The sequence below is a fragment of the Pseudomonas sp. GW821-FHT12A04 genome (assembly GCF_058807755.1).
Genome location: NZ_JBXAQZ010000007.1, coordinates 106,863 through 128,280, shown reverse-complemented (window position 1 = coordinate 128,280; position 21,418 = coordinate 106,863). Strand labels below are relative to the sequence as shown.

The window sequence follows — 21,418 nt, the reverse complement described above, 5'->3', positions numbered from 1 at the left end:
CAGTTGATTGTTTTACCAATACCATAATTACGTTCACTAAACGAACACGAATCAGTAGCTTTGCATAACTTACTGTTGGTGCCTTGTCCGCTATAACGCCAAACCACTCCAATAGAATCAATGTTGCGCCTCTTACCCTCGGGGCTACATGCTCCATCTGTTATCCAAGCCTCCGCGTAATTTTCGCTATAAAAATAAAAATAGTTATTACTATATTTGATATGAAGGCAAAACGGCTTGGGGAACGGAGTGTCCTCAGGCGGTAGTGTTGGATCCCTAGCAGCTTGGCTACTGTCGATTTTAATATATTTTGTAGTGTTGCTTGCGGGACCAACACAGCCATTCAGGGCTGCACTGGCGATTATTAAAAATGCCATTAGCTGCTTCATAACGTTCCTCTTTTCCTGAGTTGATTACTCGCATTAAAATAGTGCCCCATTGACTTCACCACCCTCAAATGTGCTGACGGATTTAGAAATTTTGTTTGACGCACAAGGTTTATTGAATCTCTTTAGATTTTAGACCAGTACTAGTTGCTGTCCACTACCATAACGCTTCTTTACACATTGGGAAATGTTGAGCGATGCAGCTCAGTTCCGACTCGTTTTGTAAGCTGGGCAGTTTTGGTAAAGAACGTTCGCTGAACGATTTAGTCAATCTGTTGCATCCACCGGTTGAATCCATATATAAAAGCAGTCATTCGTCCAAGGTACCTTGTACTGGCTTTCAAAGCGCATATCTTTACGGTAATGTGACCGTGCAGAAACAAGGCTTCATTCCGCTAAGCCGGATAAACTTTTAGCAGCATGCTTAATTTGTAATTTACCGGCGCTACCTGGTTCTAGAATGTTATTGATAAAACCATCGGGTAGCTTATGCCAAGTTTCACTTCCGAATGACTCCTTTTGGCCGTTTGCAGCCTGCCACGACCGGCTGAAACCGACCCATAGCTGCCCTTCGTGACTGACAGAAATCGGCCCATGGCGGTCAGTCCGGAAAGGTAAAAAGCGGCCATGGCTGCTGTCGTGAATCACGATGGCAAATTAGTGGCTATGCTTGGTCAGTTACCTGTACGCAGTGCCGGGGATCGCAATCCAGCAGGCTCGTGAAAACGTGATCACCTCTCTTCAGGCGTCATCACAATTTGCCCTTGTGCCACGGAGTCGTCACTTATATGAAAACAAAAGAAGCTAAAGCCAAAGTAAAAGACCTGCTCTCGTCCGGAGTACCCAGATCGGAAGTGTTCGCTCAGCTATCAGGCCAAGGGGTCAAGGACAGGTTGCTTGCCCGCTTGATCGCTTCAACAGCTGACCCCTACCTCTGCGATATACATGATCGCAAGGTTAATGCCCTTATTACACTAATGTTTATCCAAGCTGCACTCGCTCTTCTAGTTGGCTTTATTATAGGGTCAACTATTGGACCTAACGCCAGATGGGTAATTGGCGGTTTGGGCGCACTCGTCCCACTCTTGTTTGTCTGGGGGTTCTACAACCATCTGGCAGGCGCTTACAACACATACATTATTCTATCATTGGGTTCGGCAGGGAGGCAGGTGGAAGGGTTGATTTCAGGCTCGATTATAATGTTTGTCGGCTCGGTCATAGGTCTCGGAATGTTTGCTTATGTATTTTACGTCCGCCAGAAATTATTTCCGGATTTGGCTTTTTTTACACCGAGAAAAGTCAAGGGGCGATATGTGTTTTCCAGTTGAAGAATCCGTTAAAGATAAGTGGGTTAAGTGGCATGAAATTAATAATTGGAGGAAATGAGCTCGGCGCGACTCTTCCTCTAGAGCTTGGCCCACTGCTTGATGTGTCCAGCGTATTCACCAGTCGCACCCAGCGCATCGCGGTCGTTGTTATCAAATAATCAGCGGGGCTTGAGTCTATGAAGGTTGTTGTGCAAAGAGGTGTAATAAAAATAACGGGTGGTAATTTTTTGTATCTCCTATTTTTCGTGATTGTGTTGATACCGTTAACCCTGATCGGACTTTTTTTGTCTTGGGCGCTTTTTATGAGCAAGGATGGTGTTTTCGTTAGATCTATTGCTTGTTTGATGATGGCCATGCTGCCGTTTGTTATGGTTATTATGGTGCGCGAAGCTATTTTGGCTCGAACAGCATGCACGATGATTGATAAGGGTAGGCAGTCAGTAATAGTTAAGAATAGAGTTCGCAAGGATATTTACAATGTTGGAGATTTTAAAGCGATAATTGTACAGTTGGTTAGTATTCCGAAAGCTTCGCATTATCAAGCCTATTTAGTGGGTGTGAACGGTAAATGTCCCTTAGGCATACAGTCAATGTCACGCAGCAAGTTAGCCAGAATTTTTAAACCGATTTCTGAAAAATTAGGTATCCCTCTTGAGTACGCCGAACAATCAATTGGATTTTCAGAGGCCATGGCCATCAGGGAAAGTAGCGTAAAATCGTAACTGCGACTCAACTTTGACATAGTGACTACCTCTGGACGATTGCTGCTTGCCACGACCGACTGAAGCCGACCCATAGCTGTCCGTCAGACATCTTCCTATGTCTAGGGAGACAGGGGCAATTAACTTCCTGGTGGCCTAACTTTAAGGCTTGGAGGCGTCTACAAAACCAAGCAGATAATCGTCATGGAAGCGATAGCTCTCCAAGCCACGTGCAACTTTTCCCTACGTTACTGTCCGGCCTCGAACCAAAAATCCAGATCGCCCCATTCTTCCTTTGCGTCAGGAAGAGCGCAGCCGGCCGGCCTTCATGGCATTCGGGTAATGGTACGGACATGACTGTCACGTCACCATTTTTTGCGTCGAGCCGAAAAACCAGAATCTGCGCTTCGATAGAACACACGACTAAGAGGTCGTCATTTTCAAGAGCCATCTGCCCTTGATTGCAGGATCTCCAGGTTTTATTCCTCTCCTGCGATATTGAGCGCGAAAGCTCCTTGCGCCAGGAGATAGAACCGTCGAGGGAGAGTTTTGTGATTTCCAGCGGCTTCGCGCTCTGAGTATCGTGCCAACTCGATAGTACATAAAACGCAGTACGTGACTTTACCATCGCAACCGTTCCTGAACGGTTTCCAGAATGGCTGTTGATGTTTGCTCTAACCGTTTGCCAGCCAATTACCTGTCCTGCGCGGTCAACACTTAGGACATTCACATCGTTCCAGTATTTTTTGTTGTTGTCCTCGCGCCTACCTGCAATGGTGGCCGCTACGATTTGGTCACCTACTGCTGAAACAGCCACCTCTATTCCGAGTCCTAATCTTCGTTGCCACAAGAGCATGCCCTGAGTCGATACAGCCGCCAGCCAATTTTCAGCACCGTCACGGCCGGCGACGACCAATTCGCCTGAGTCGAGCGAGGTCACGCTTTTGATGACGCGAAATCGGATCGAGCTAAAAGAGTATTCCGCAACGATTCGCCCCTGTGGATCGAGCCTTCCGAGATAGGCATCTGCCATCGTTCCGCCGGGGACGTACATTCGCCTGTTTGTTAGACCGGCAAGCCAAAGAGTCTCAGCGGGGCCCTGCACAATTTGTAAGGCCTGCCCTTGAGTTGCTAGTTCAATGATAGATCCAGGACCTGCTTCGCTGGGCCGCAACAGAATCGATTGCGATACCCCTTTATTTCCTAACGCCACTATTGAACCGCTGGCGTCGAGCGAGATTCCTCGAATAGCAAGAGCGTCTTGCGTGTCTCTCCCCCCAGGAATGGTTTCTGACCAGAATATTCTCAGCGCTGCACTTCCGGCGGCGGCTTGTTCGAGAGGAATCCCCAGCAGTAGAAACGCTGTGAAGGCTATTAGCTTCGCCATGAGATGAAAGGACTCCTGCAAGGCTTGGGTCCAAAGTCGCAAGGATTATCCGCGCGTCTTCTAGATCCCTTAATGTGCGGTACCGTGCATTGGGCGCCGGCCGCTCCAGGTCCTCGGGCAAACGGTGGTAAGGGCTGTGCTCTGAATCGCGGTGATGAATGTTGATCCGAGCGGAACTGAATGCTGTTTTGAGGTGCTCCAGAAACGCGGGCTATGCGGCGTTTTTTGTGTAGTTGTGCAGTGAAAATGAACGCTTCGTTATTTAGCGTTTGTGACCGTAACTCGAATTCACTTCGCTAAACCTAGCTATCACTTAAGTATCAGCTCGTATTCGGGAAAAGATAATTTAGCGTACTCAACATGAATAATGTTGTTCTCTAACCTTTTGGCATCTATATCGAGAGTAATAACCTTGTACATATTGTCGCCAAACGAAAAAGTATCTATGTGGTAAAGGTGATCCCACTGCCCGTCGCTTTTTTTATCTAGTGTTCTGCAACTGTAGTCCCTCCTGCCTGTTCTATTTTGCTTGCATATTTCAAGCTCGGCTTTTCCTGATTGATCAACTATAGAGGCAATGCGATACCATGGCTTATGAGGTGACTCCTTACCTGAGTATTCAGGGGCTCGAAACCAACTTCTTTGCCCGGGAGTCAAGCTGAATGTGGTTGAATACTTTTCGGACCCATTTTTTGCTGTTATATCAACATATTTTTCAGAGATGCTTTCCTCCATCCATTTAGTTACGTTTCTAAAGTAGGCAGAAACATAGGCGAGACAAACATTTGGATTGTCCACGGAGACCGTTAGCTTGTCTGGGTTGTCGGGATTAGAGGTAAAGCCAATATTAGCCTCATCTACGCCAAATATTTTAGCCAACGGACCGGCATCAAGAGTCGCATTGGCACCGCTTTTATTTGTAAGCTCAAAGTTGTATTTCGACGCCGTCAGGCACTGATAGATAAAGCGCTGTTCCACTGGTAAATAGTAGGCAAAGTCCTTTATTTGTAGGATTTTCCACTCATTCGACTCCACTTTTTTAGCAGATTCATAATCATACCCTAAACTAGCAGAGGCACCCTTTGCAATAAGTTCCAGCTGAGCATTTGACTTTGAATATACCTCGTTGCTAGCTGTACCAAGTGCGGGGCTCATTTCTATGTTAGAGGGAGTGAGGTCTATCACCGGATCGCCCACCTTGCCTCCTGCAAACAACTGTCGTCCCAAAGCATTTTCTCTAGGAGGTTTTAAGGCGTTCCACCCATACATCTCTCCTGGCGTTTCGGCCTTCCACCAGAGCGAGCATCCAGACAGAGTTGTGCTTCCCACTAAAAACACTCCTAAGGCCTTCCACATATTATCTTCCTTGGCCAACCAGGCCGTACAATCCTGCGTTAGTAGAGTTAGCTCGGCTCACCCGGGCGCTAGCTGTAACCTCTCCAGACGAAGAGAAGCATAGATCAAACTCTAGAAAAAGCGGCTAAGGGCCACCCGCTTAAGTCTAGATCCTGCGCTAACGATTCCAGAAACTCGCTGTTCCGACATCCATATTGCTGTCCTTTGGCTTAACTCGAATACGCCTCGGCTGAATAAGGGAGGGAGCCCCTCTAAGGGGGCGTTTCGAAGCGCTTGTTGAATGCCCGCTTGTGGCCGTTCTCTGCCGGTCGCTTCTTCGGCGGGTATTGGTCAATGCCTGATGCAAACGGTGGTCAGCACCAATGCAATTGGCTGGTCGGTGGGAACGAATACGGATGGTCACGTGGGATGCAATTTCGCAAACAGGATTTTGGGTGGGTCACATTCACTGGAATTGGATGTCAGCATCACCGGAATACACACCCGCCGTCAGGCACGGGTTAGCGGGTAGCCAGGCAGGATGCACCGACCGCTGTCGCCCGGCGTAACTGCGACATGACGTTCCCCGCCGTAATCACCGCTGTAGGCGACATTGGGCAGTTGCTCGCGGCCAGCGCCTCTGCGACCCAGGTATTGCAGGTATAAAACAGCGAATAGCTACCCTCGGCCTGGTAGAACCGGCTCTCTCCATACAGGCCAGGCCCGAGCACCACCAAGGTGCCCGTCGCTGAGTGGGTGAAGGTCCCGGTCACGAACGCGAGCAGTCGTCGGTAGCCGTCCTCCGTCACCCGCACCTCGATGACCTCGCTTGCGGCGAAACGTCGCCTGGGGTCCCCGTCAATCTTGACCGCATGCAGCACGGTTGCCGTCGACCCGAACAAGGCTCGCAGGGCGAGGCTCAAGGTGGCCTGTGGGACTCGGTAAAAGTCCTCGTCACCCCAGCCGAACTCAACGAAGTCGCCGTCGCCGAACTCTTCGGCCAGTGCGGGAAGCACCTGAAGTAGATCGGGGCGCGCAATTGCCAACCCGGTATGCAGGCCATGATTTACTACATAGAAGGACCGCCAATCGCCACCCTTGCCCCTCGGCGGGTCCGACGCGGTAGCGCAGCCGAACAGCGTGAGGACCAGGGCCAGCACTACAATGCGCATACACAAGGGCTTGGAGGCTCGCTAACGAAACGTGGGAAAACCCCAGCGGGGGGTTGGCGCTGTATACAAGCATAGAAGCTGGCTCACGCCCTCAAGCAGGCATTCGTGGGCCGCACGGCCGGTTGGTCGTCGAGGCGTTCAGGAAGTAAGGTGCTTTGACCTTGTTCACCTTGAATAAAGCGCTACATGGGCGATCCTTGCGATGAAATCCTCAGAAATCATAGCAAGTGTTCGCATAGGCGTTTTTACACACTCTCGACCCAGAGCGGTCATCAGTAAGCGTCGTTCTGTAGTAGACGGTATACGGATGCACCTTGCTGCCTCAACTGCGTGCACTAGCCTAAACACTGGCCGCCAGGAGTTTCATCACTAAGGTGTTTCACCTAGCCCACATACTCGCCCACGCTGCGGGGCACTGGGGGGCGGCTGCACAATACCTGCTGCGAACCGTCACCATGCTTCAAGAGCACGGAATTCATGATCGCAATATGTGGCGCCTCCAATCCCTCGTCGCAAACGAGATCGAACGAGCCTTCGCAGTGTGCGGATGATTGTCTTCCTGCTATCCCGCATGCAGTGACTGTAATTGACCAGCGCGCATTTTCCAGGCGCGGTTGATCGGGCTCTCAGGCTTTAATGCAAGGCGCTCGGCAACCAGTGCCTCGGCAAGTGCGCGGTTGCCAAGGCGAATAGCTGCTTCGGTCAGCGTCCATGAGAAGACATCACGCTGCGCGTGACTACCGCCGAAGCGGTTAGCTTTGGCGCGTAGCGGCATCAACGACGCTATAGCTTGGGCGTAATCCCCACGACCAAACGCCACCAACCCTTCGCACGCTGGCACACCAATCTCTCTACTCATCATGGCGTTGGTACCACTGCCAGCAGCGGCCCGCTTCAGGGCATCCAACTGCTGAGCTTGTGCGCGACTGTTTCCAGAACCCACGAATGACATCATCGCGTTCACGTCGTTAAAGGCGTAGAAGCCGTCTTCACAACGAGACTCCCATTTTGTGGCCAGTCCTTTCCACCGATCTCCAACGTCATGACCAAGCAGGGAGAGTCTCCAGAGCAGCGCTGATCCATCAAGTAGCTCAAGCGCTTGACCAAATCCACCCGCTGAAATGTCCTCATCAAAGAGACGAAGCGCGCCAGCCACGTCATTAGCCTCAAGGAGGAATAGTGCTTTGTGCCACCACAAATGGAAGGCAAACATGCTATTGGGAGCCCAAGCATTGGCGCTGGATGAAAGGTACTTAGCCCCCTCTTCGCTACGGCCCTGCATTTCCATGACATGAGTGACGGCATGCACTGCCCAACCATCCTGCGGGTTCAAGGCAACAGCCTCGCGACCCTGCTCTTCGGCCTGCCGGTAATCCCCTGCCTCTTCCATGCCAAAGGCATACATCCCTTTCACAAAGCCAAAGCCAGGAACGTCGTTATCCCAGCGCGGCATCACTCGAGCCACGCGATCACGTAGCATGTGGGAGTAACCTAGATAGAAGTCGCCCAAATGGGCGTATTGCAGTGCCAGCAGGTCGCGGGGGTGCTCGATCGAAACTCGCCCCCAGATTTCGATTGCTTGCTCCCAGTCGCCGCCGAACCAAGCGCGTACTGCATGGATATGCTGTCGCTCGCGATCATTCGCTTTCGGTGCCAACCGCTCTGCCGCGTCCAAGCTCTTGAACAGCTCTGAGTCAAACGCTTTGTCGGTCGCAGTCGTAATCGCGCCAGCACGAAAGGCGTAGGCCAGCGCAAAATCCGGGTGCTCCGCGATAATTTTGTCAGCCGCAGCCAGAGGATCGGCTTGGTAGGCATGCAGCAAGTCGCAAGCTCTATCCAGAGCATCGATTGCCTCCTGCGAGCCATAGGAAACAGGATTGCCACGCTTGTCGCGTTTGCTCATGGTTTCCTCCTGACCACGCCCTAAGGGCATACATGATCGAGATGTGTAGATCGCTCTCGATTGTCCCCCCGAATTTGGCACAGAGACACTTTTCCGACGAAACGTGAATGGCTGCTCCTGGCCGGTTTCTGCCCCTCATGGAGGGCCGCTATGGGTCGGTTTCAGCCCTTCCCGACATGCAGCAATCGGCCAAAAATGGCCGGTGGTCGTTGCATTACGATTGTCGCCGACGTTTGGCTAAGCTTAATAAATCAAGGCGAGCTGAAGCCTTGAGTAATAGCGGCCATCAACGGATCTGGATTGGCATCAAGGCGACACTCCCAAGGGAGACGACTATGTATGCGGTTATAAGAACCTACCTGGGTACTGGAGCAAAGCAGCTTTTCGAGTTGTTGGAAGAGCGCAATGCCGACGTCGAAGCGACCCTGCGGACAGTGCCTGGCCTCGTCAGCTACACACTGTTGAATACGGGTGATGGTGGTACAGCGGTGACTGTTTGCACGGACAAGGCCGGCAGCGATGCGAGCCTGAAAGTCGCGCGTGACTGGATTCAGAAAAATGCATCGAATATCCGCGCGAACCCGCCGATCGTGACGGAAGGTCCGGTCATTGTGCAGATCAGCCAGTGACCGGTCCGCAGGATGGTGAGTGCTATACTTTTTTCAAATTGCACCGGGTGTGCAACGTTCCCCACAGTACAGCTGCCAAGTGCTGCCGGACAGAGGAGGTCTGCAGCAAACCCGAGATGGGAGGTGTGGCATGAACCGACACTATTACATCAGTGACAATCTCAACGATCTTGAAAACGTTGAATATGAATTGGAAGCCAGCGGCATCAATTCCGAACAGATTCATGTACTCAGTGAAAAAGTTGCTGATGTAGAAGAACATCACCTCCACGAGATCAGCTCGCTGATGGAACAGGATGCTGTTCACTCTGGTGAGATTGGTGCGGTGATCGGCGTGCCACTCGCAGCGCTGGTCCTGGGTGGCGCCTATTGGATGGGCTGGACCGAATCCGCCGCAGGCTGGATGCCCTTTATCTTCCTTGCCATTGTTGTATTGGGCTTCTGCATCTGGGAAGGCGGTTTTTTTGGGTTCCAGGTGCCGAACACTCACTTCCGCAATTTCAAACAGGCAGTAAAAGAAGGCAAACATATCTTCTTCGTGGATGTTGAACCGAATCAGGAATCGGTACTGGACCAGGTCATCAAACAGCATCCGAAGCTGAAGATCGCCGGCACGGGAACGGCAGCCCCCCACTGGACAGTGGCCTGGCAGCACAAATGGCATCAGTTCAAGCGAGTGATATCGGGTTAGCGCCTGGGGACTCAAGGCCATCCGAAAGCTGCTTGCCTACTGGCCAAAGAAAATGCCCCTGCTGAGGAAAATATAGTCTGCCTCGGAGGCCATCAGCCCGATAAGCACCAGTAAACACAACGGTGGCACCAGTATGGCGTAGACCAATGCCAGGCGCTCCCATGCCATATGCATGAAGATGGAGACAATCAAACCTGCCTTCAACAACATGAAAGTGATGATCAAGGACCACCGAAGGTAGCCATGGAAGTGGAAATAGTCGACAAGGTACGACAGCGTGCTGAGGACGAATAACAGTCCCCAGATTTTAAGGTACAAACTGATTGGATGTTGCTGACCCTGAGCATGTGCCATCACCCGTGCTCCTCTACCATAAATAGAAGAATGCAAAAATAAATACCCACACCAGATCCACGAAGTGCCAGTAAAGCCCGGCTATCTCGACGTTCTGATAGTTGCCGGAGCGCTCATAATCTCCGCGCCATACCTTCAGCGCCACAATGCTGAGGTAGAGGGCGCCGATTGATACATGCAGTCCGTGAAAACCGGTAATCATGAAAAAGCTGGCGCCAAATTGCGCCGCTCCCATGGGGTTCCCCCAGGGACGCACCCCTTCTGCGATGAGCTTGCTCCATTCAAATGCCTGCATGCTGACGAAAGTCACACCCAAGGCAGCGGTCGCCAGCATCAGGGCCGCGGTTTTCGCGCGATTACGGCGATAGGCGAAATTGACGGCCATGGCCATGGTGCCGCTGCTACTGATCAGCACAAAGGTCATGATGGCGATCAGAATAAGCGGGATTTCCTTGCCGCCGATCGTCAATGCGAACACTTCACTGGGGTTCGGCCAGGCGCTGGTGATGGTCATGCGTACCGACATGTATCCGGTCAGAAAACAGGTGAATATAAACGTGTCGCTGAGCAGGAATATCCACATCATCGCCTTGCCCCAGGGCACCTGCTTGAAGGCCTCTTTATCCGAGGACCAATCGCTGGCGATGCCCTGCCATCCCGGTGCAGGCGGCGAACCTGGTGGATTGGATGAACTGGATTCGACTTGGGCTTGTGGGTGCAATGCCATGACTGTTCACCTCAGGCCGCAGAATCTGGCGATGGCTTCATAGGTTTGCGGCGTGCTGGCCAGCAGCGCGAAAAGCACGAACCAAAGGCCCAGCAAGTAATGCCAATAGATGGCACAGAGCTCTACGCTGGCACCAAGCTGCGCCAGTGGCACATGACGCAGAAATCTGGCGACGATCCAGCACCAGGCGATCAGCCCGCCCAGCAGGTGGAGCCCATGCAGGCCGGTCAACAGGTAGAAGAAACTGTTGGCCGGATTGCTGGCGACAAAGTAGCCCCAGGCGACAAACTGCTGCCAGACCCAGAGTTGCCCCGCCAGAAAGGCAATGGCAAACACACCCCCCAATGCAAAACCAATGACCGTTGCGCCCAGCCGAGCCTTTCGGGCGGCCATACGCGACCATTGCAGTGCGATGCAACTCAATACCAGAAAAGCCGAATTCAGCCAGAGCGGCCGGAGATTGCCTAACGGCGCCAAAGGCTCTGTCAGGGGTAGCCAGTCGGCCATTTGAGAACGGGCAATAAAGGCGATCAGGAAGAGGAAGAATAACGAACTCACCACCACCAGAAACAAGCGCAGGCCTACCCTTGCGGTTTGCCTTCTATCGGCATCCTCGGCGGCCGGAATACCCTCAGGGTCGCGACTCCAGCTACCGCCGGGATCAGCGCCGTCGGCGTTTCTCAATAGCAGCCTGTTCATGTCTTGATGTCCGCCTTGGTTCCGGCACTGAGTTGCCGCATCTGCTCCAGCTCCTCAGCGGAGACCGTTTGCGGCACGAAATCCTGCTCTATCCCCGGCACACTGTAGTCATAGGCCCAGCGATGCACGACCGGCAACTTCTCTCCCCAGTTACCGTGTTTCGGCGGGGTGTCCGGCGTTTGCCATTCCAGGCTGGCCGCACCCCAGGGATTACTGCCTGCGGGCTTGCCCTTGAATGCACTCCAGGCCAGGTTGAACAAGAACAGCAACTGGGAAACGCCGACAGTCAATGCGATCACCGTAATGAAGGCATTCAAGTCTTGCGCGGACTGCGGGATGAACGCGTAGTTTTCATAGGCGTAGTAGCGACGTGGCATGCCCTGGAAACCCAAGTAGTGCATGGGGAAGAAAATGGCGTAGGTGCCCAGAAAGGTTATCCAGAAATGCAACTTGCCCAGGGTGTCGTTCAACATGCGCCCGGTGACTTTCGGGTACCAGTGATAAATGCCGCCGAACACCACCAGTACCGGGGCTACCCCCATGACCATATGAAAATGGGCCACGACGAAATAGGTGTCCGAGAGCGGGATGTCCACGATCACATTGCCGAGAAACAACCCGGTCAGACCGCCGACCAGGAAGGTGACGATAAAGGCCAGGGCAAACAGCATCGGCACAGTCAGGTGGATGTCGCCGCGCCACAGGGTCAGTACCCAGTTATAGACTTTCAGCGCCGTCGGCACCGCGATGATCAAGGTGGTGACTGCGAAGAAAAAGCCGAAGTATGGGTTCATTCCACTGACATACATGTGGTGCGCCCAGACCACAAAACTGAGTACGCCAATCGCAATAATGGCCCACACCATCATTCGGTAGCCGAAGATATTTTTACGCGCATGGGTACTGATCAAGTCGGAGACCAGACCAAACGCAGGGAGAGCGACGATGTAGACCTCCGGGTGGCCGAAGAACCAGAACAGGTGCTGGAACAATATCGGGCTGCCACCCTGGTGATCGAGCTGCTGCCCCAGCGAGATCATCGCCGGCATGAAGAAGCTGGTGCCCAACAGCTTGTCGAACAGCATCATGACCGCACTGACAAACAACGCCGGGAAGGCCAGCAAGGCCATGATCGAGGCCATGAAGATGCCCCATACCGAGAGCGGCATGCGAAACAAGGTCATGCCGTGCGTGCGCGCCTGCAACACCGTGGTGACGTAGTTCAACCCGCCCATGGTGGCGGCGACGATAAAAATCGCCAGTGAGACGAGCATCAGGACAATGCCCCACTCGACCCCCGGTGTCCCCTGGGTAATGGACTGTGGCGGATAGAGCGTCCAGCCCGAACCTGTGGGGCCGCCAGGGACAAAAAAACTGCTGAGCAACACCAGTACCGCCACCAGGTAGAACCAGTAGCTGAGCATGTTGACATAGGGGAAGACCATGTCGCGGGCGCCCACCATCAGCGGGATCAGATAGTTGCCGAAACCACCCAGAAACAAGGCTGTGAGCAAGTAAATGACCATGATCATGCCGTGCATGGTCATCGCCTGATAGTAAGTACTGGCGTCCATGAACGCCAAACTGCCGGGGAAACCTATCTGCATGCGCATCAAGCTGGACAACACCAGAGCGATAAGACCCACGAAGATGGCCGTCAAGGAATATTGAATGGCTATGACCTTGTGGTCCTGACTCCAGATATATCTGGTCAGGAAACTCTTGGGCTCGTGCAGTGCTTCTGTCTCGGCTTGCTCCGCATAGGCCATCACGTCATCCTCCTGCCGAAGTTTCAGTGCATTCCTGGCTGTTTTACGGCTACTTCCCTGGCTCCGCCTTGCTCGCATCTGCGTCAGCATTCGCTTTGGATTTGATAAAAGCGATCAGTGCATTGAGCTCCTCGTCACTCGGAGCCAGGGCCGGCATGACGGCTGCATAGCCCTTGACGATTTTGGCATTGGGATGCAGAACCGATTCTTTGATATAGCCCTCGTCGACCTTTACGCTCGTATCGTCGGCAAGGGTTTGCGTCTTGCCATACAGGCCCTGCCAGCTGGGGCCGACGCCCTTGTTGCCATCGACACTGTGGCAGGCCAGACAGCCGAGCGAGCCGGCCAGTCGCTGCCCCTGCGCCACCAGGTCTTCACCCGGGCTCGACGCTTCGCCGGTCGAAGGTTCATCGTCTTGCCCCGCAGCACCCAGTGATTTGATCAGGGCGATGACAGCGCCCAGTTCATCGTCTTTGAGAGTATAGGCCACCATCACCGGCGGGTAGCCCTGTACCAGCCGGGCCTTCGGATCGAGAATCGACTCTTTCAGGTAGGCCTCGTCGACCACCGCACTGGTGCCATCGGCAAACTGTTCAGTGCGGCCGTACAGCCCTTTCCATCCCGGGCCGAGACTGGCACTGCCATCCTGGCTATGGCAGGCCTTGCAGCCGAGCTGTTCGACCAACTGGCGGCCTTTTTCCAGCACGCTGTCGCGACCGGGTTTGGCAGTTGTCGTCAATGTCTGCGCAAAAGTCGGCTGGCCGTTGAGCCATTGATCGAAGACGCCCTGCTCTTCCACGATCATATGGCCGCGCATGTTGTAATGACCTACACCACAAAACTCAGCGCAAAGGACTTCGTATTTTCCGGTTTTAGTTGGCGTAAACCAAAAGTACGACACCATTCCTGGCACCATATCCATCTTGCTGCGAATTTGCGGTACATAGAAATCGTGCAGGACATCTTTAGCGCGCAACAAGACTTTCACCGGCCGGTCGAGCGGAAGGCGAACTTCATTATTCATTACAAGCACATCGTCCTGCCCTGCAGGATCCTTGGGATCAAGGCCGAAGGGATTGGCGGCATCAATAAACCTGATATCCGATTTGCCCAGCTTTGCGTCCTGGCCGGGAAAACGAAAGGCCCACTGCCACTGTTGGGCGACCACTTCAAGTTCGTAAGCCTCTTTCGGTACCCGGATGAAGTCGTTGTAGACAACAAGGCCTGGCGCCAGCATCCCGGCAATACCTACCGACGTAATGATAATTAACCACAGTTCCAGCTTTTTATTTTCTGGCTGGTAGGCCGCCCTGGCACCCTCCTTGTGACGATACCGCATCACCGCTACTGCCATGAATACCGTGATGGCAATGAAAAATATTCCGCTAATGATCAGGGTGATGAACAGGGTGGTGTCTATGGAACCCCAGTTGGAAGCTGCCGGTGTCGCGTGCCAAGGCGCCAGTATGTGGAATAGCACTGATGCAATAACGATTAGTATCAGGACAATTGCTATTGCCATTTCCTCTTCATCCTATTCCTGTTGTTCATTGGTTATGCAAAAGCATCGCCTCTGACGTCCAAGCAGGGCAGACAAATACCACCCATCGGGGCGGCAAAGTCAGTAAGAAGTATAGAGCCCATCGGGTTGTACGTGAGGTTGGCAAGCGAGGCCCGGCGACCGGCTATACTGAATGTCTGATGACGGACAGCAGGGTCGGCCAGAAGCGGCGCCAAAATCGAACCCTGCCCTTGTGCAGTCATCCAACATAAGTGATGGCATCGAGCAGGAACGATAGCTACAGATTCCAGCAATCCACATGGGAGGTTTCGTCATGAGTGCCCTGACGATCGAAGGTTGGTGCAAAACCAGCGGCGCCCAAAAGTCCACCCCGATGGGGGAAGTTCATTTCTACGTCGACGGCCCTCTGCACCTCCGTCTGGAGCAGGCCGAAGAGCGCTTGCAGAAGACCCACGAGCCGGAAGCCATGGTCAATGTCGATATGGACTCGATGGATCTGATCATGCCCGAGGGATACGCCCCCTTGTCCGACTGTCAGATGCGTGTCTATTTGCACCACGAACGCGGACAGTTCCATCTGGTTGGACACCGGGCGAGTGACGGCAGTTTGATCTACACCAATGCGGTGTTGATAGATCAGCTGCTTGAGTAGCGGTTACGTGATTCTCGGCATCGATGTTTCTCCTCGGGTAATGTGCGGTGCCGAAAACTCACTCGTCTATTAAACAGAATTCAGTGTGTTGCTTCGACCGGTTGAAACCACAGTTAGAAGCGGCCCTTCCGCCCCGTTAAATCCACCTCGCCTCAGGGACAAGTAGCCCCTACCAAAAACAATCGGTGAAACAGGGCCGCTACTCTCTCCAAAAATGGGGTACTACACCCACCCAACCAGGCGTTTACCACCAACTTTGAGGAATATTCCCCCCTCCCCCCTTTCTCTCGCTTGAAACCCCTCGCAAACAGCTTGTTAATTAATTTGAGTTTTTTCTTCGCCCTATTGAAATGGCTCATTAGTTGCACCACCCCTGGTACCCGCAACAGCTGTCGTCCCGGACATCATGGAGACGGCGGGGCTCGCCGGATTCGGCATGACGCGAGGGGTAGGAAATGAAACGCGCGACACCATGCGGTTCCATCGCCTTACTGCCCAAGTCAAGCCTGTGGTGCGTGTTCCACGCAAAAGTGAGGATGAGTGATGGCTTCCACTGATAGATCAATTGCTCGAATCACGAAACGGCCGATGGCCCTTTATAAGCAGCTGGCCGAGTTGGGCCTGATGTTTATCGCGTTGGTGATGACGCTGGCGTTGTCCGCTGTACTGGCGATGGAATTGACCCTTGGAGTGTTCTGACGAGTTATTGCTCATGCGACGAGCGCCCGTTTTACCAGGCACCCATGTAAAGAAAGCGGTTATGGGAGGTGTGTCATGTGGAATCAGCCTCTGATGATTGTGGCGATCTACCTTGCCATCACCCTCTGCATCGGCTGGTTGTGGTCCGTTACTATCCTGTATTGGCTTTGATGCAATGCTGATTTTATGAACACACATGACCGGCAGCCATGTGTCGGTCAGGGGAATCGAAGGTCAGCCGGTCAGATGGTCCATGGGGGCGCGGGGGTAAACTTTGACTCGATCCATTGTTTGAACGCGACGACCACGGCACCCGGAAACTTGGCTGATGGCCTGACCAGGTAGACCCCACCGGCGGTATCCAATTGCCAGTCAGGAAGGACCTGCAACAGTCCCCCGGCAGCAATATCACGACTCATCAACCAGTCACCTGCCCCCAGTATTCCCGCATCGGCGCAGGCCGCTGCAAGTAATGATTCGCTGTCGTTGGCCGTCAGGTTTCCTTTGGGAGAAACCGTCTGCAGTTCATTGCCGCGATGGAGTCTCCACTGAGGAAAAGACGCAAGGCCACTGAAGCGAAGGCAATTGTGCCTGATCAGGTCCTGTGGCGTTTCGGGCATGCCGTGCTTTGTGATGTAAGCAGGCGAGGCACACAGTATCCGGCGATGGTCACTCAGTTTTTTGGCTATCAGCCGGCTGTCGTCCAACTCTCCGATTCGGATCGCCGCGTCAAAACCTTCATCGATGATGTCGACCAGACGCTCGCTATAGTCAGCGATGATCGAGACATGCGGATGAGCCTTGAGAAACTCCGGCAGCATCGGGCCAAGCCAACGTCTGCCCATGGCTGCCGGCAATGCAAGGCGCAAAGTACCGCGGATTTCGCTGGCGCCCTCGGACGCTTGCTGCTGCGCTTCATTCATCAATTCGATGGCTGAGCGAAGCCGTTGCTCCAGCCTGGCACCTGTTTCAGTAATTCGAACCTGGCGGGTGGAGCGCTCCACAAGCCGAACGCCAAGGCGCTTTTCCATTGCGGCGAGTCGTTTCGAAACGACTGTTGGGTGTCGCTGCAATAGCCGGCCTGCCCCGACAAACGAGCCTTGCGAGGCCACGGCCAGAAACGCAGCGATTTCGTCGCTGTGCTGATTGTTCAGAACATCAAGATTCATGGTTTTAGAATGATCGCCCCCGATGAACGCCCCGACTCCAGGTCCGCATGCGCCAATGCTGCGTCCGCCAGAGAGTAACTTGCCCGGACCGAAGGTTTGATAATACCTGCACCTATGGCGGCCAACACATCCTGCGCTCGTTCCTGGTACTCAGAGACACTCGCCGTATGGGCTGCCAACGAAGGACGTGTCAGGAACAGCGAGCCTTTGGTATTGAGTGTCGACAGTTCCACGGCTGACGGCGCACCTGATGAGGCTCCGAACGATACCATCAGGCCTCGTGGTCGCAAGCTATCCAGGGATGCCTGGAAAGAAACACGCCCAATCGGGTCATAGACGACGTCGACCATTTTACCCTTGGTGATACGAGCGACCCGGGAAGCCAGGCTGTCTGCATCGAACACCAGGACTTCATCGCATCCCGACGCCAGAGCTTTCTCGACACTGGCCTGCTTTGAAACCACACCGATCACGATGGCACCCAAGTGTCTGGCCCACGGCACCATGATTTCCCCCAGCCCTCCGGCCACACCGTAGAGGAGAATGGTTGTACCGGGCCCCACAGGATAGGTGGCTTTCAACAGGTACTGCGCAGTGATGCCCTTGAACATGACGGCTGCTGCATCGTCAAATGACAGCGAATCCGGAATTCTGACCAGCCGCTCTGCCGGATAAAGCCGGGCCGAAGCATAGGAACCCAAGGGGCCGGTGGCATAGGCGACGCGATCCCCTACTCGCACGTTGCTGACACCCACACCCACAGCGGCGACACGCCCCGCGCCTTCCAGCCCAATTCCAGATGGCAAAGCAATCGGCACCGCCCCTTTTCGTTGGGTCACGTCGAGAAAGTTGACACCTACAGCCTCTTGCTCAAGCCATACCTCACCCTGGCCGGGCGCTTGTTCGCTCAGTGTCTCCAGGTTCAGTACTTCAGGGTTGCCGAATTGGTTAAACCGGATCGCAGATACCATGGTCATCTCTCCTTCAGTCAGAAGCCGTTATCAAATGAGTGACCTCAGTGTGATAACTGACCTACTGATGAACAAGACGGGTGATTGCAGGACATTAATGCACCTGTTGCAGCAATATAATCACGGATAGCACGCTTTACTACGTGGAGCATGTTGGTTTCATTGTGATTTTGGAGATGCCAAAGATTGCCTCCGAGAGTCCTCCATGGGTCGGATATAGCCCTCGGTGACAGGCAGAAATCGGCCAATACCCGACGCGTGACAATCGGTCATGACATGTCATGACCTCCTTAAAAAACGGACTTTTTCCAGCAAATACGGGGGTTAAAGGACGAACGGTCGAGAGGCGTCAAGCGTGGGGAATTGCCGGGAGTTTGCAGCCACTACAGGCTTTTCAGGCAGGCGCGTTCGTCGCGGTCAAGTGAACTTCACTTTCACCACGTGTCACATTAAGTCCTTGTCAAGCGAACTTCAGTGGAGGTACAGCCTTATGAGCATGGCCACGATTGTCAGTGCCGTGATTTCCAGTCTCGCACCCAGTGTCTTTGACCAGAGCAGCCTGCAAGAACCCGGCGCGCATGTTTCAGCCGTCGAATACCACTACGGGATGGACATCGATGTGAAACGGGTACTGCAGCGCACCGATACATCCGACAAGACCGGCGTGGTACCGGTGACCCTGGTCTACGAAGACAGCGAGGGCGAGGTTCACAAGATCCGTTTCCTCGAATGGGGTGGAAGCCCCGCCGACCCTACCAGCATTGCCTGATTCGCTCGTCGATCGGGTTCCGGGCCTCACCGCCCCCCAGAAGCGGAAGTTAAACCTCCCATGCACTCAGTGCGATTGAGGTTTTTGGTTACCTGAAAATGGACATGATCGAATGACTAAAAGTTCATTCGAGAAACTCACTATTATCTTGCTGGCGTAATGTCGCAAGATTAACTGATAACAATTGCTGGATCTAAATGGCAGTCAGCAACGGTAAATTCCAATCAAGCCGTGCCGAGAGCCAAGTTGATTCACTATTGAAGCCAAGAGGTCACCATGGAACTTAGTATGTTTTCTTCGTCCACCGTGGAATATGTGCGTTTGGGCGTTGTATATTTTCATCTTATCGCCTGCTGTGTGGCAATCGGGCTGGTCTTGACCAGCGACATTGCAATGGTCAAGCAACTCCTGAAGGGAGATGCGTCAGGCCACCACGATGACGCGCATATGGAAAGCCTTCAAAAAACCGTAGTGCTTGCACTTGTAGCGCTCTGGATTACGGGCATTGGTATTGTCGGGATCGATTATGCCGGCAAGGGGATGGAATATTTCCTCAATCCAAAACTGCAAGCCAAAATCGGCATAGTAGTGCTGTTGACCTTTAACGGCATCCTGTTGCATAGCGCTGTATTGCCGGCACTGAAAAAAGCCGGTTCGTTACTCAAACTCTCCTTCAGCCTGCGCATGCTGGCGCTGTTTTCCGGCGCCCTCTCTGGCGTGTCATGGTTCTATGCCGCCATGCTGGGTATTGGTCGTCCGCTGGCCTGGAAGTACTCGCTGGTGGAGTTGCTGGCAGCCTATCCGGTACTCATCGTCGGTGGTTTCGGGGCGATGGTACTGCTCACCGCCTGGGCAAAAGACAGAGACACCGAAGCGCGTTTGGAGCAAGACACCAGGCCCCTGGGAAACGCCGCCCTGGCTGGATGGTGAAGTCAGGTTGAACAAGGAAGTTCAGCTTTAGCCAATAAATCCGTTGTTAGCCGTTCGCGAAATTTGAGTTGAGCGCCTGACCGGAAAAGTCTCCCCGCCGGGCGACGATAGTGAAATCTCAATTACCCGCAGTAGTCATGGAAACAGGCATCTATCGCTTACCCTTCATGCAGACTACGGACAGATATGCACCCCAAAGAACACCACATAGGGCAAGTATCAGCTCCGGATTGAAAACACTCTGATCGACCGGCGCCACCAGGATTTCGCTATAAAGACACATGGCGCCCGCGATCAACGCAAAAAAGTAGCCTGTCCGGTTTCTAGTCCGGCGCAGCAACAGAACCTTTTTCAGACCCTCGTCTTTCCATTCCTGTCGGGGTATGAGTTGGATCTCCTCCAGCAGCACCACTCCCCACAGCAATGCGCATAACCAATAACCTATCATCATGATGCCCTCCAGTTTGAACATTGATTCAACATGAATGCAGCGTGCACTCCGCGCTCAACTTGCGAGTATCAATTCCGGAGTCTTTTCTGACTCGTGAAACTTGCTCTCATGCATATCCTGAAGGCCATGGCGGTACAAGACTTTGACGAAGACAACTCCATTGAGCGAACGAAAATTTGTCGAGAGGTAAATATGCTTGATTGGAACGGCTCCCGCTATCGACGTTAGCAGGACATCTTTGTGGAGATTTCGACCAAGAGCTTGTAGCGATTCCACTACAAACAGTCTGGTGCCCGGCTGCGTCGGATGGCAGGGCGATCTAAGTCAACAGGCCGTTTTCGAGTGCATAGCGGGCCAATTTCGCGTTGCTGTCCATCCCTGTTTTTTCCAGGATACGTGCCCGGTACGTCGTGACGGTACTCGGGCTCAAGTGCAATATCTGAGCGATGCGGACAATTCTCTCGCCTGCAGCAAGGAGCTTGAGTACTTCAAGCTCCCGGTCGGATAGCGCTTCGTGGGGCGCCGCGTCGCCTTTGCCGATAGCGTTGACCAGTTTTTCCGCCAGTTCAGGACTGACGTGCTTGCCACCTGAGGCCACCTTGCGAACTGCCGTAACCAGGGTGGCTGCGGAAATATCTTTGGTGAGGTAGCCCGCAGCGCCGAGCTTGATTGCGCGTAACGCATAGGCCTCGACCGAATGCATGCTCAGCATCAGAACGGCGAGCTTGGGCTTGTGCGCACGCATGAGTTTGAGGAGTTGGAGGCCGGTCTTGTCGGGAAGCTGAATATCCACCAGCGCCACGTCGAAATCCTGCTCCCGGACCAGGAGCATTGCGTCTTGTGCCGTCTCGGCTTCACCCGTTACGTCGATCTCGCCGGCAGTCTCCAGCATGCGTCGCACGCCACTGCGCACGATGCTGTGATCATCCACCAGCAAGACTCTGATTTTGTGGTCAATCATCTGTATTTTCCATTCGCACCCGCAAGGCCCCGGCCGTATCGTGTCTCGACCTACAGATGATGTTGAACCCGCCGGCACAGTGGCGCGCGCCCATGCATTCCCACACCAGCCCTGCGGCCAGTGGCCAGCAAGCCATGGAATCTACTGCAGAGTTTGACGTTAGCAGGCACAGAGCACACTTGCACTTTTGCCTCAGGCGTTAGCGGCGCCTAA

At 53.6% G+C, this 21,418-nt stretch carries 20 protein-coding genes; 7 read left to right on the top strand and 13 right to left on the bottom strand.

The features are described from left to right. Positions 1–1,174: 1,174 nt before the first annotated feature. Positions 1,175–1,714 (top strand): hypothetical protein, encoded by a 540-nt coding sequence (locus tag AC1RS8_RS13005; RefSeq protein ID WP_057399584.1) that lies wholly within the window; start codon positions 1,175–1,177, stop codon positions 1,712–1,714. A gap of 176 nt (positions 1,715–1,890) precedes the next feature. Then, a complete protein-coding gene (locus tag AC1RS8_RS13000) occupies positions 1,891–2,436 on the top strand; it encodes a hypothetical protein (RefSeq protein WP_493162784.1) in 546 nt (181 codons plus the stop codon). Positions 2,437–2,617: 181 nt separating this feature from the next. On the opposite strand, the gene AC1RS8_RS12995 is transcribed toward AC1RS8_RS13000, so the two are convergent. The 4 genes from AC1RS8_RS12995 to AC1RS8_RS12980 form a co-directional block, all read right to left on the bottom strand. After that, a complete protein-coding gene (locus AC1RS8_RS12995) occupies positions 2,618–3,802 on the bottom strand; it encodes a hypothetical protein (protein WP_493162782.1) in 1,185 nt (394 codons plus the stop codon). A 309-nt stretch (positions 3,803–4,111) separates the two neighbouring features. Further along, positions 4,112–5,158: a hypothetical protein gene (locus AC1RS8_RS12990; RefSeq protein WP_493162780.1), complete on the bottom strand. Its 1,047-nt coding sequence runs from the start codon at positions 5,156–5,158 to the stop codon at positions 4,112–4,114. Between the two features lie 500 nt (positions 5,159–5,658). Beyond that, complete coding sequence (locus tag AC1RS8_RS12985; RefSeq protein WP_489340415.1) at positions 5,659–6,309, bottom strand: DUF2459 domain-containing protein; 651 nt, start codon at positions 6,307–6,309, stop codon at positions 5,659–5,661. 562 nt (positions 6,310–6,871) lie between these two features. Beyond that, positions 6,872–8,212 carry a tetratricopeptide repeat protein gene (locus AC1RS8_RS12980; RefSeq protein WP_489340414.1) on the bottom strand — a complete coding sequence of 447 codons (1,341 nt, stop codon included), beginning with the start codon at positions 8,210–8,212 and terminating at the stop codon, positions 6,872–6,874. Positions 8,213–8,547: 335 nt separating this feature from the next. Between AC1RS8_RS12980 and AC1RS8_RS12975 the strand changes: the two genes are divergently transcribed. Beyond that, a complete protein-coding gene (locus AC1RS8_RS12975; protein WP_057715330.1) occupies positions 8,548–8,841 on the top strand; it encodes a hypothetical protein in 294 nt (97 codons plus the stop codon). 130 nt (positions 8,842–8,971) lie between these two features. Beyond that, positions 8,972–9,532 (top strand): hypothetical protein, encoded by a 561-nt coding sequence (locus AC1RS8_RS12970; RefSeq protein WP_057715331.1) that lies wholly within the window; start codon positions 8,972–8,974, stop codon positions 9,530–9,532. 36 nt (positions 9,533–9,568) lie between these two features. Here the strand turns inward: AC1RS8_RS12970 and AC1RS8_RS12965 are convergent, their stop codons facing one another. From AC1RS8_RS12965 to AC1RS8_RS12945, 5 genes are read right to left on the bottom strand one after another with little or no spacing between them, the layout of a single operon-like run. Continuing rightward, positions 9,569–9,886: a cytochrome C oxidase subunit IV family protein gene (locus AC1RS8_RS12965; RefSeq protein ID WP_057715332.1), complete on the bottom strand. Its 318-nt coding sequence runs from the start codon at positions 9,884–9,886 to the stop codon at positions 9,569–9,571. Between the two features lie 13 nt (positions 9,887–9,899). Next, a complete protein-coding gene (locus tag AC1RS8_RS12960; RefSeq protein ID WP_057715333.1) occupies positions 9,900–10,613 on the bottom strand; it encodes a heme-copper oxidase subunit III family protein in 714 nt (237 codons plus the stop codon). 6 nt (positions 10,614–10,619) lie between these two features. After that, complete coding sequence (locus AC1RS8_RS12955; protein WP_223503598.1) at positions 10,620–11,312, bottom strand: cytochrome c oxidase subunit 3; 693 nt, start codon at positions 11,310–11,312, stop codon at positions 10,620–10,622. Continuing rightward, positions 11,309–13,081 carry a cytochrome c oxidase subunit I gene (ctaD, locus tag AC1RS8_RS12950; RefSeq protein ID WP_489340615.1) on the bottom strand — a complete coding sequence of 591 codons (1,773 nt, stop codon included), beginning with the start codon at positions 13,079–13,081 and terminating at the stop codon, positions 11,309–11,311. The genes AC1RS8_RS12955 and ctaD overlap by 4 nt, the downstream gene beginning before the upstream one ends. A gap of 49 nt (positions 13,082–13,130) precedes the next feature. After that, positions 13,131–14,603 carry a c-type cytochrome gene (locus AC1RS8_RS12945; RefSeq protein WP_489340413.1) on the bottom strand — a complete coding sequence of 491 codons (1,473 nt, stop codon included), beginning with the start codon at positions 14,601–14,603 and terminating at the stop codon, positions 13,131–13,133. Between the two features lie 313 nt (positions 14,604–14,916). Here AC1RS8_RS12945 and AC1RS8_RS12940 point away from each other — a divergent pair, with 313 nt between their 5' ends. Beyond that, the gene (locus AC1RS8_RS12940; RefSeq protein ID WP_489340412.1) at positions 14,917–15,255 is read left to right on the top strand and encodes a hypothetical protein; all 339 of its coding nucleotides are present in this window, start codon (positions 14,917–14,919) and stop codon (positions 15,253–15,255) included. Between the two features lie 941 nt (positions 15,256–16,196). Here the strand turns inward: AC1RS8_RS12940 and AC1RS8_RS12935 are convergent. Further along, the gene (locus AC1RS8_RS12935) at positions 16,197–17,123 is read right to left on the bottom strand and encodes a LysR family transcriptional regulator (RefSeq protein ID WP_090454858.1); all 927 of its coding nucleotides are present in this window, start codon (positions 17,121–17,123) and stop codon (positions 16,197–16,199) included. Beyond that, entirely contained in the window at positions 17,120–18,094 is a 975-nt protein-coding gene (locus AC1RS8_RS12930; RefSeq protein ID WP_489340411.1) for a quinone oxidoreductase family protein, read from the bottom strand. Before AC1RS8_RS12930 ends, AC1RS8_RS12935 begins: the two co-directional genes overlap by 4 nt. A 490-nt stretch (positions 18,095–18,584) precedes the next feature. Here AC1RS8_RS12930 and AC1RS8_RS12925 point away from each other — a divergent pair, with 490 nt between their 5' ends. Further along, positions 18,585–18,863, top strand: coding sequence for a DUF2790 domain-containing protein (locus tag AC1RS8_RS12925; protein ID WP_057715339.1), 279 nt, complete (start codon positions 18,585–18,587; stop codon positions 18,861–18,863). Positions 18,864–19,139: 276 nt separating this feature from the next. Continuing rightward, on the top strand, positions 19,140–19,793 hold the full coding sequence (locus AC1RS8_RS12920; protein ID WP_057715340.1) for a hypothetical protein: 654 nt from the start codon (positions 19,140–19,142) through the stop codon (positions 19,791–19,793). A gap of 151 nt (positions 19,794–19,944) precedes the next feature. Here AC1RS8_RS12920 and AC1RS8_RS12915 read toward each other — a convergent pair whose 3' ends face one another. Both AC1RS8_RS12915 and AC1RS8_RS12910 read right to left on the bottom strand, forming a co-directional pair. Next, entirely contained in the window at positions 19,945–20,244 is a 300-nt protein-coding gene (locus AC1RS8_RS12915; RefSeq protein WP_057716633.1) for a hypothetical protein, read from the bottom strand. A gap of 319 nt (positions 20,245–20,563) precedes the next feature. Further along, complete coding sequence (locus AC1RS8_RS12910) at positions 20,564–21,205, bottom strand: response regulator (protein ID WP_057715341.1); 642 nt, start codon at positions 21,203–21,205, stop codon at positions 20,564–20,566. Between the last annotated feature and the right edge of the window lie 213 nt (positions 21,206–21,418).

Excerpts from the sequence above, each read along its gene's own strand:
- AC1RS8_RS12935 (WP_090454858.1), bottom strand. The coding sequence starts at position 17,123 with ATGAATCTTGATGTTCTGAACAATCAGCACAGCGACGAAATCGCTGCG.
- ctaD (WP_489340615.1), bottom strand. The coding sequence starts at position 13,081 with ATGGCCTATGCGGAGCAAGCCGAGACAGAAGCACTGCACGAGCCCAAG.
- AC1RS8_RS12960 (WP_057715333.1), bottom strand. The coding sequence starts at position 10,613 with ATGGCATTGCACCCACAAGCCCAAGTCGAATCCAGTTCATCCAATCCA.
- AC1RS8_RS12940 (WP_489340412.1), top strand. The coding sequence starts at position 14,917 with ATGAGTGCCCTGACGATCGAAGGTTGGTGCAAAACCAGCGGCGCCCAA.
- AC1RS8_RS12915 (WP_057716633.1), bottom strand. The coding sequence starts at position 20,244 with ATGATGATAGGTTATTGGTTATGCGCATTGCTGTGGGGAGTGGTGCTG.
- AC1RS8_RS12930 (WP_489340411.1), bottom strand. The coding sequence starts at position 18,094 with ATGGTATCTGCGATCCGGTTTAACCAATTCGGCAACCCTGAAGTACTG.
- AC1RS8_RS12985 (WP_489340415.1), bottom strand. The coding sequence starts at position 6,309 with ATGCGCATTGTAGTGCTGGCCCTGGTCCTCACGCTGTTCGGCTGCGCT.
- AC1RS8_RS13000 (WP_493162784.1), top strand. The coding sequence starts at position 1,891 with ATGAAGGTTGTTGTGCAAAGAGGTGTAATAAAAATAACGGGTGGTAAT.
- AC1RS8_RS12975 (WP_057715330.1), top strand. The coding sequence starts at position 8,548 with ATGTATGCGGTTATAAGAACCTACCTGGGTACTGGAGCAAAGCAGCTT.
- AC1RS8_RS12990 (WP_493162780.1), bottom strand. The coding sequence starts at position 5,158 with ATGTGGAAGGCCTTAGGAGTGTTTTTAGTGGGAAGCACAACTCTGTCT.
- AC1RS8_RS12945 (WP_489340413.1), bottom strand. The coding sequence starts at position 14,603 with ATGGCAATAGCAATTGTCCTGATACTAATCGTTATTGCATCAGTGCTA.
- AC1RS8_RS12955 (WP_223503598.1), bottom strand. The coding sequence starts at position 11,312 with ATGAACAGGCTGCTATTGAGAAACGCCGACGGCGCTGATCCCGGCGGT.
- AC1RS8_RS12965 (WP_057715332.1), bottom strand. The coding sequence starts at position 9,886 with ATGGCACATGCTCAGGGTCAGCAACATCCAATCAGTTTGTACCTTAAA.
- AC1RS8_RS12925 (WP_057715339.1), top strand. The coding sequence starts at position 18,585 with ATGAGCATGGCCACGATTGTCAGTGCCGTGATTTCCAGTCTCGCACCC.
- AC1RS8_RS12995 (WP_493162782.1), bottom strand. The coding sequence starts at position 3,802 with ATGGCGAAGCTAATAGCCTTCACAGCGTTTCTACTGCTGGGGATTCCT.
- AC1RS8_RS12920 (WP_057715340.1), top strand. The coding sequence starts at position 19,140 with ATGGAACTTAGTATGTTTTCTTCGTCCACCGTGGAATATGTGCGTTTG.
- AC1RS8_RS13005 (WP_057399584.1), top strand. The coding sequence starts at position 1,175 with ATGAAAACAAAAGAAGCTAAAGCCAAAGTAAAAGACCTGCTCTCGTCC.
- AC1RS8_RS12980 (WP_489340414.1), bottom strand. The coding sequence starts at position 8,212 with ATGAGCAAACGCGACAAGCGTGGCAATCCTGTTTCCTATGGCTCGCAG.
- AC1RS8_RS12910 (WP_057715341.1), bottom strand. The coding sequence starts at position 21,205 with ATGATTGACCACAAAATCAGAGTCTTGCTGGTGGATGATCACAGCATC.
- AC1RS8_RS12970 (WP_057715331.1), top strand. The coding sequence starts at position 8,972 with ATGAACCGACACTATTACATCAGTGACAATCTCAACGATCTTGAAAAC.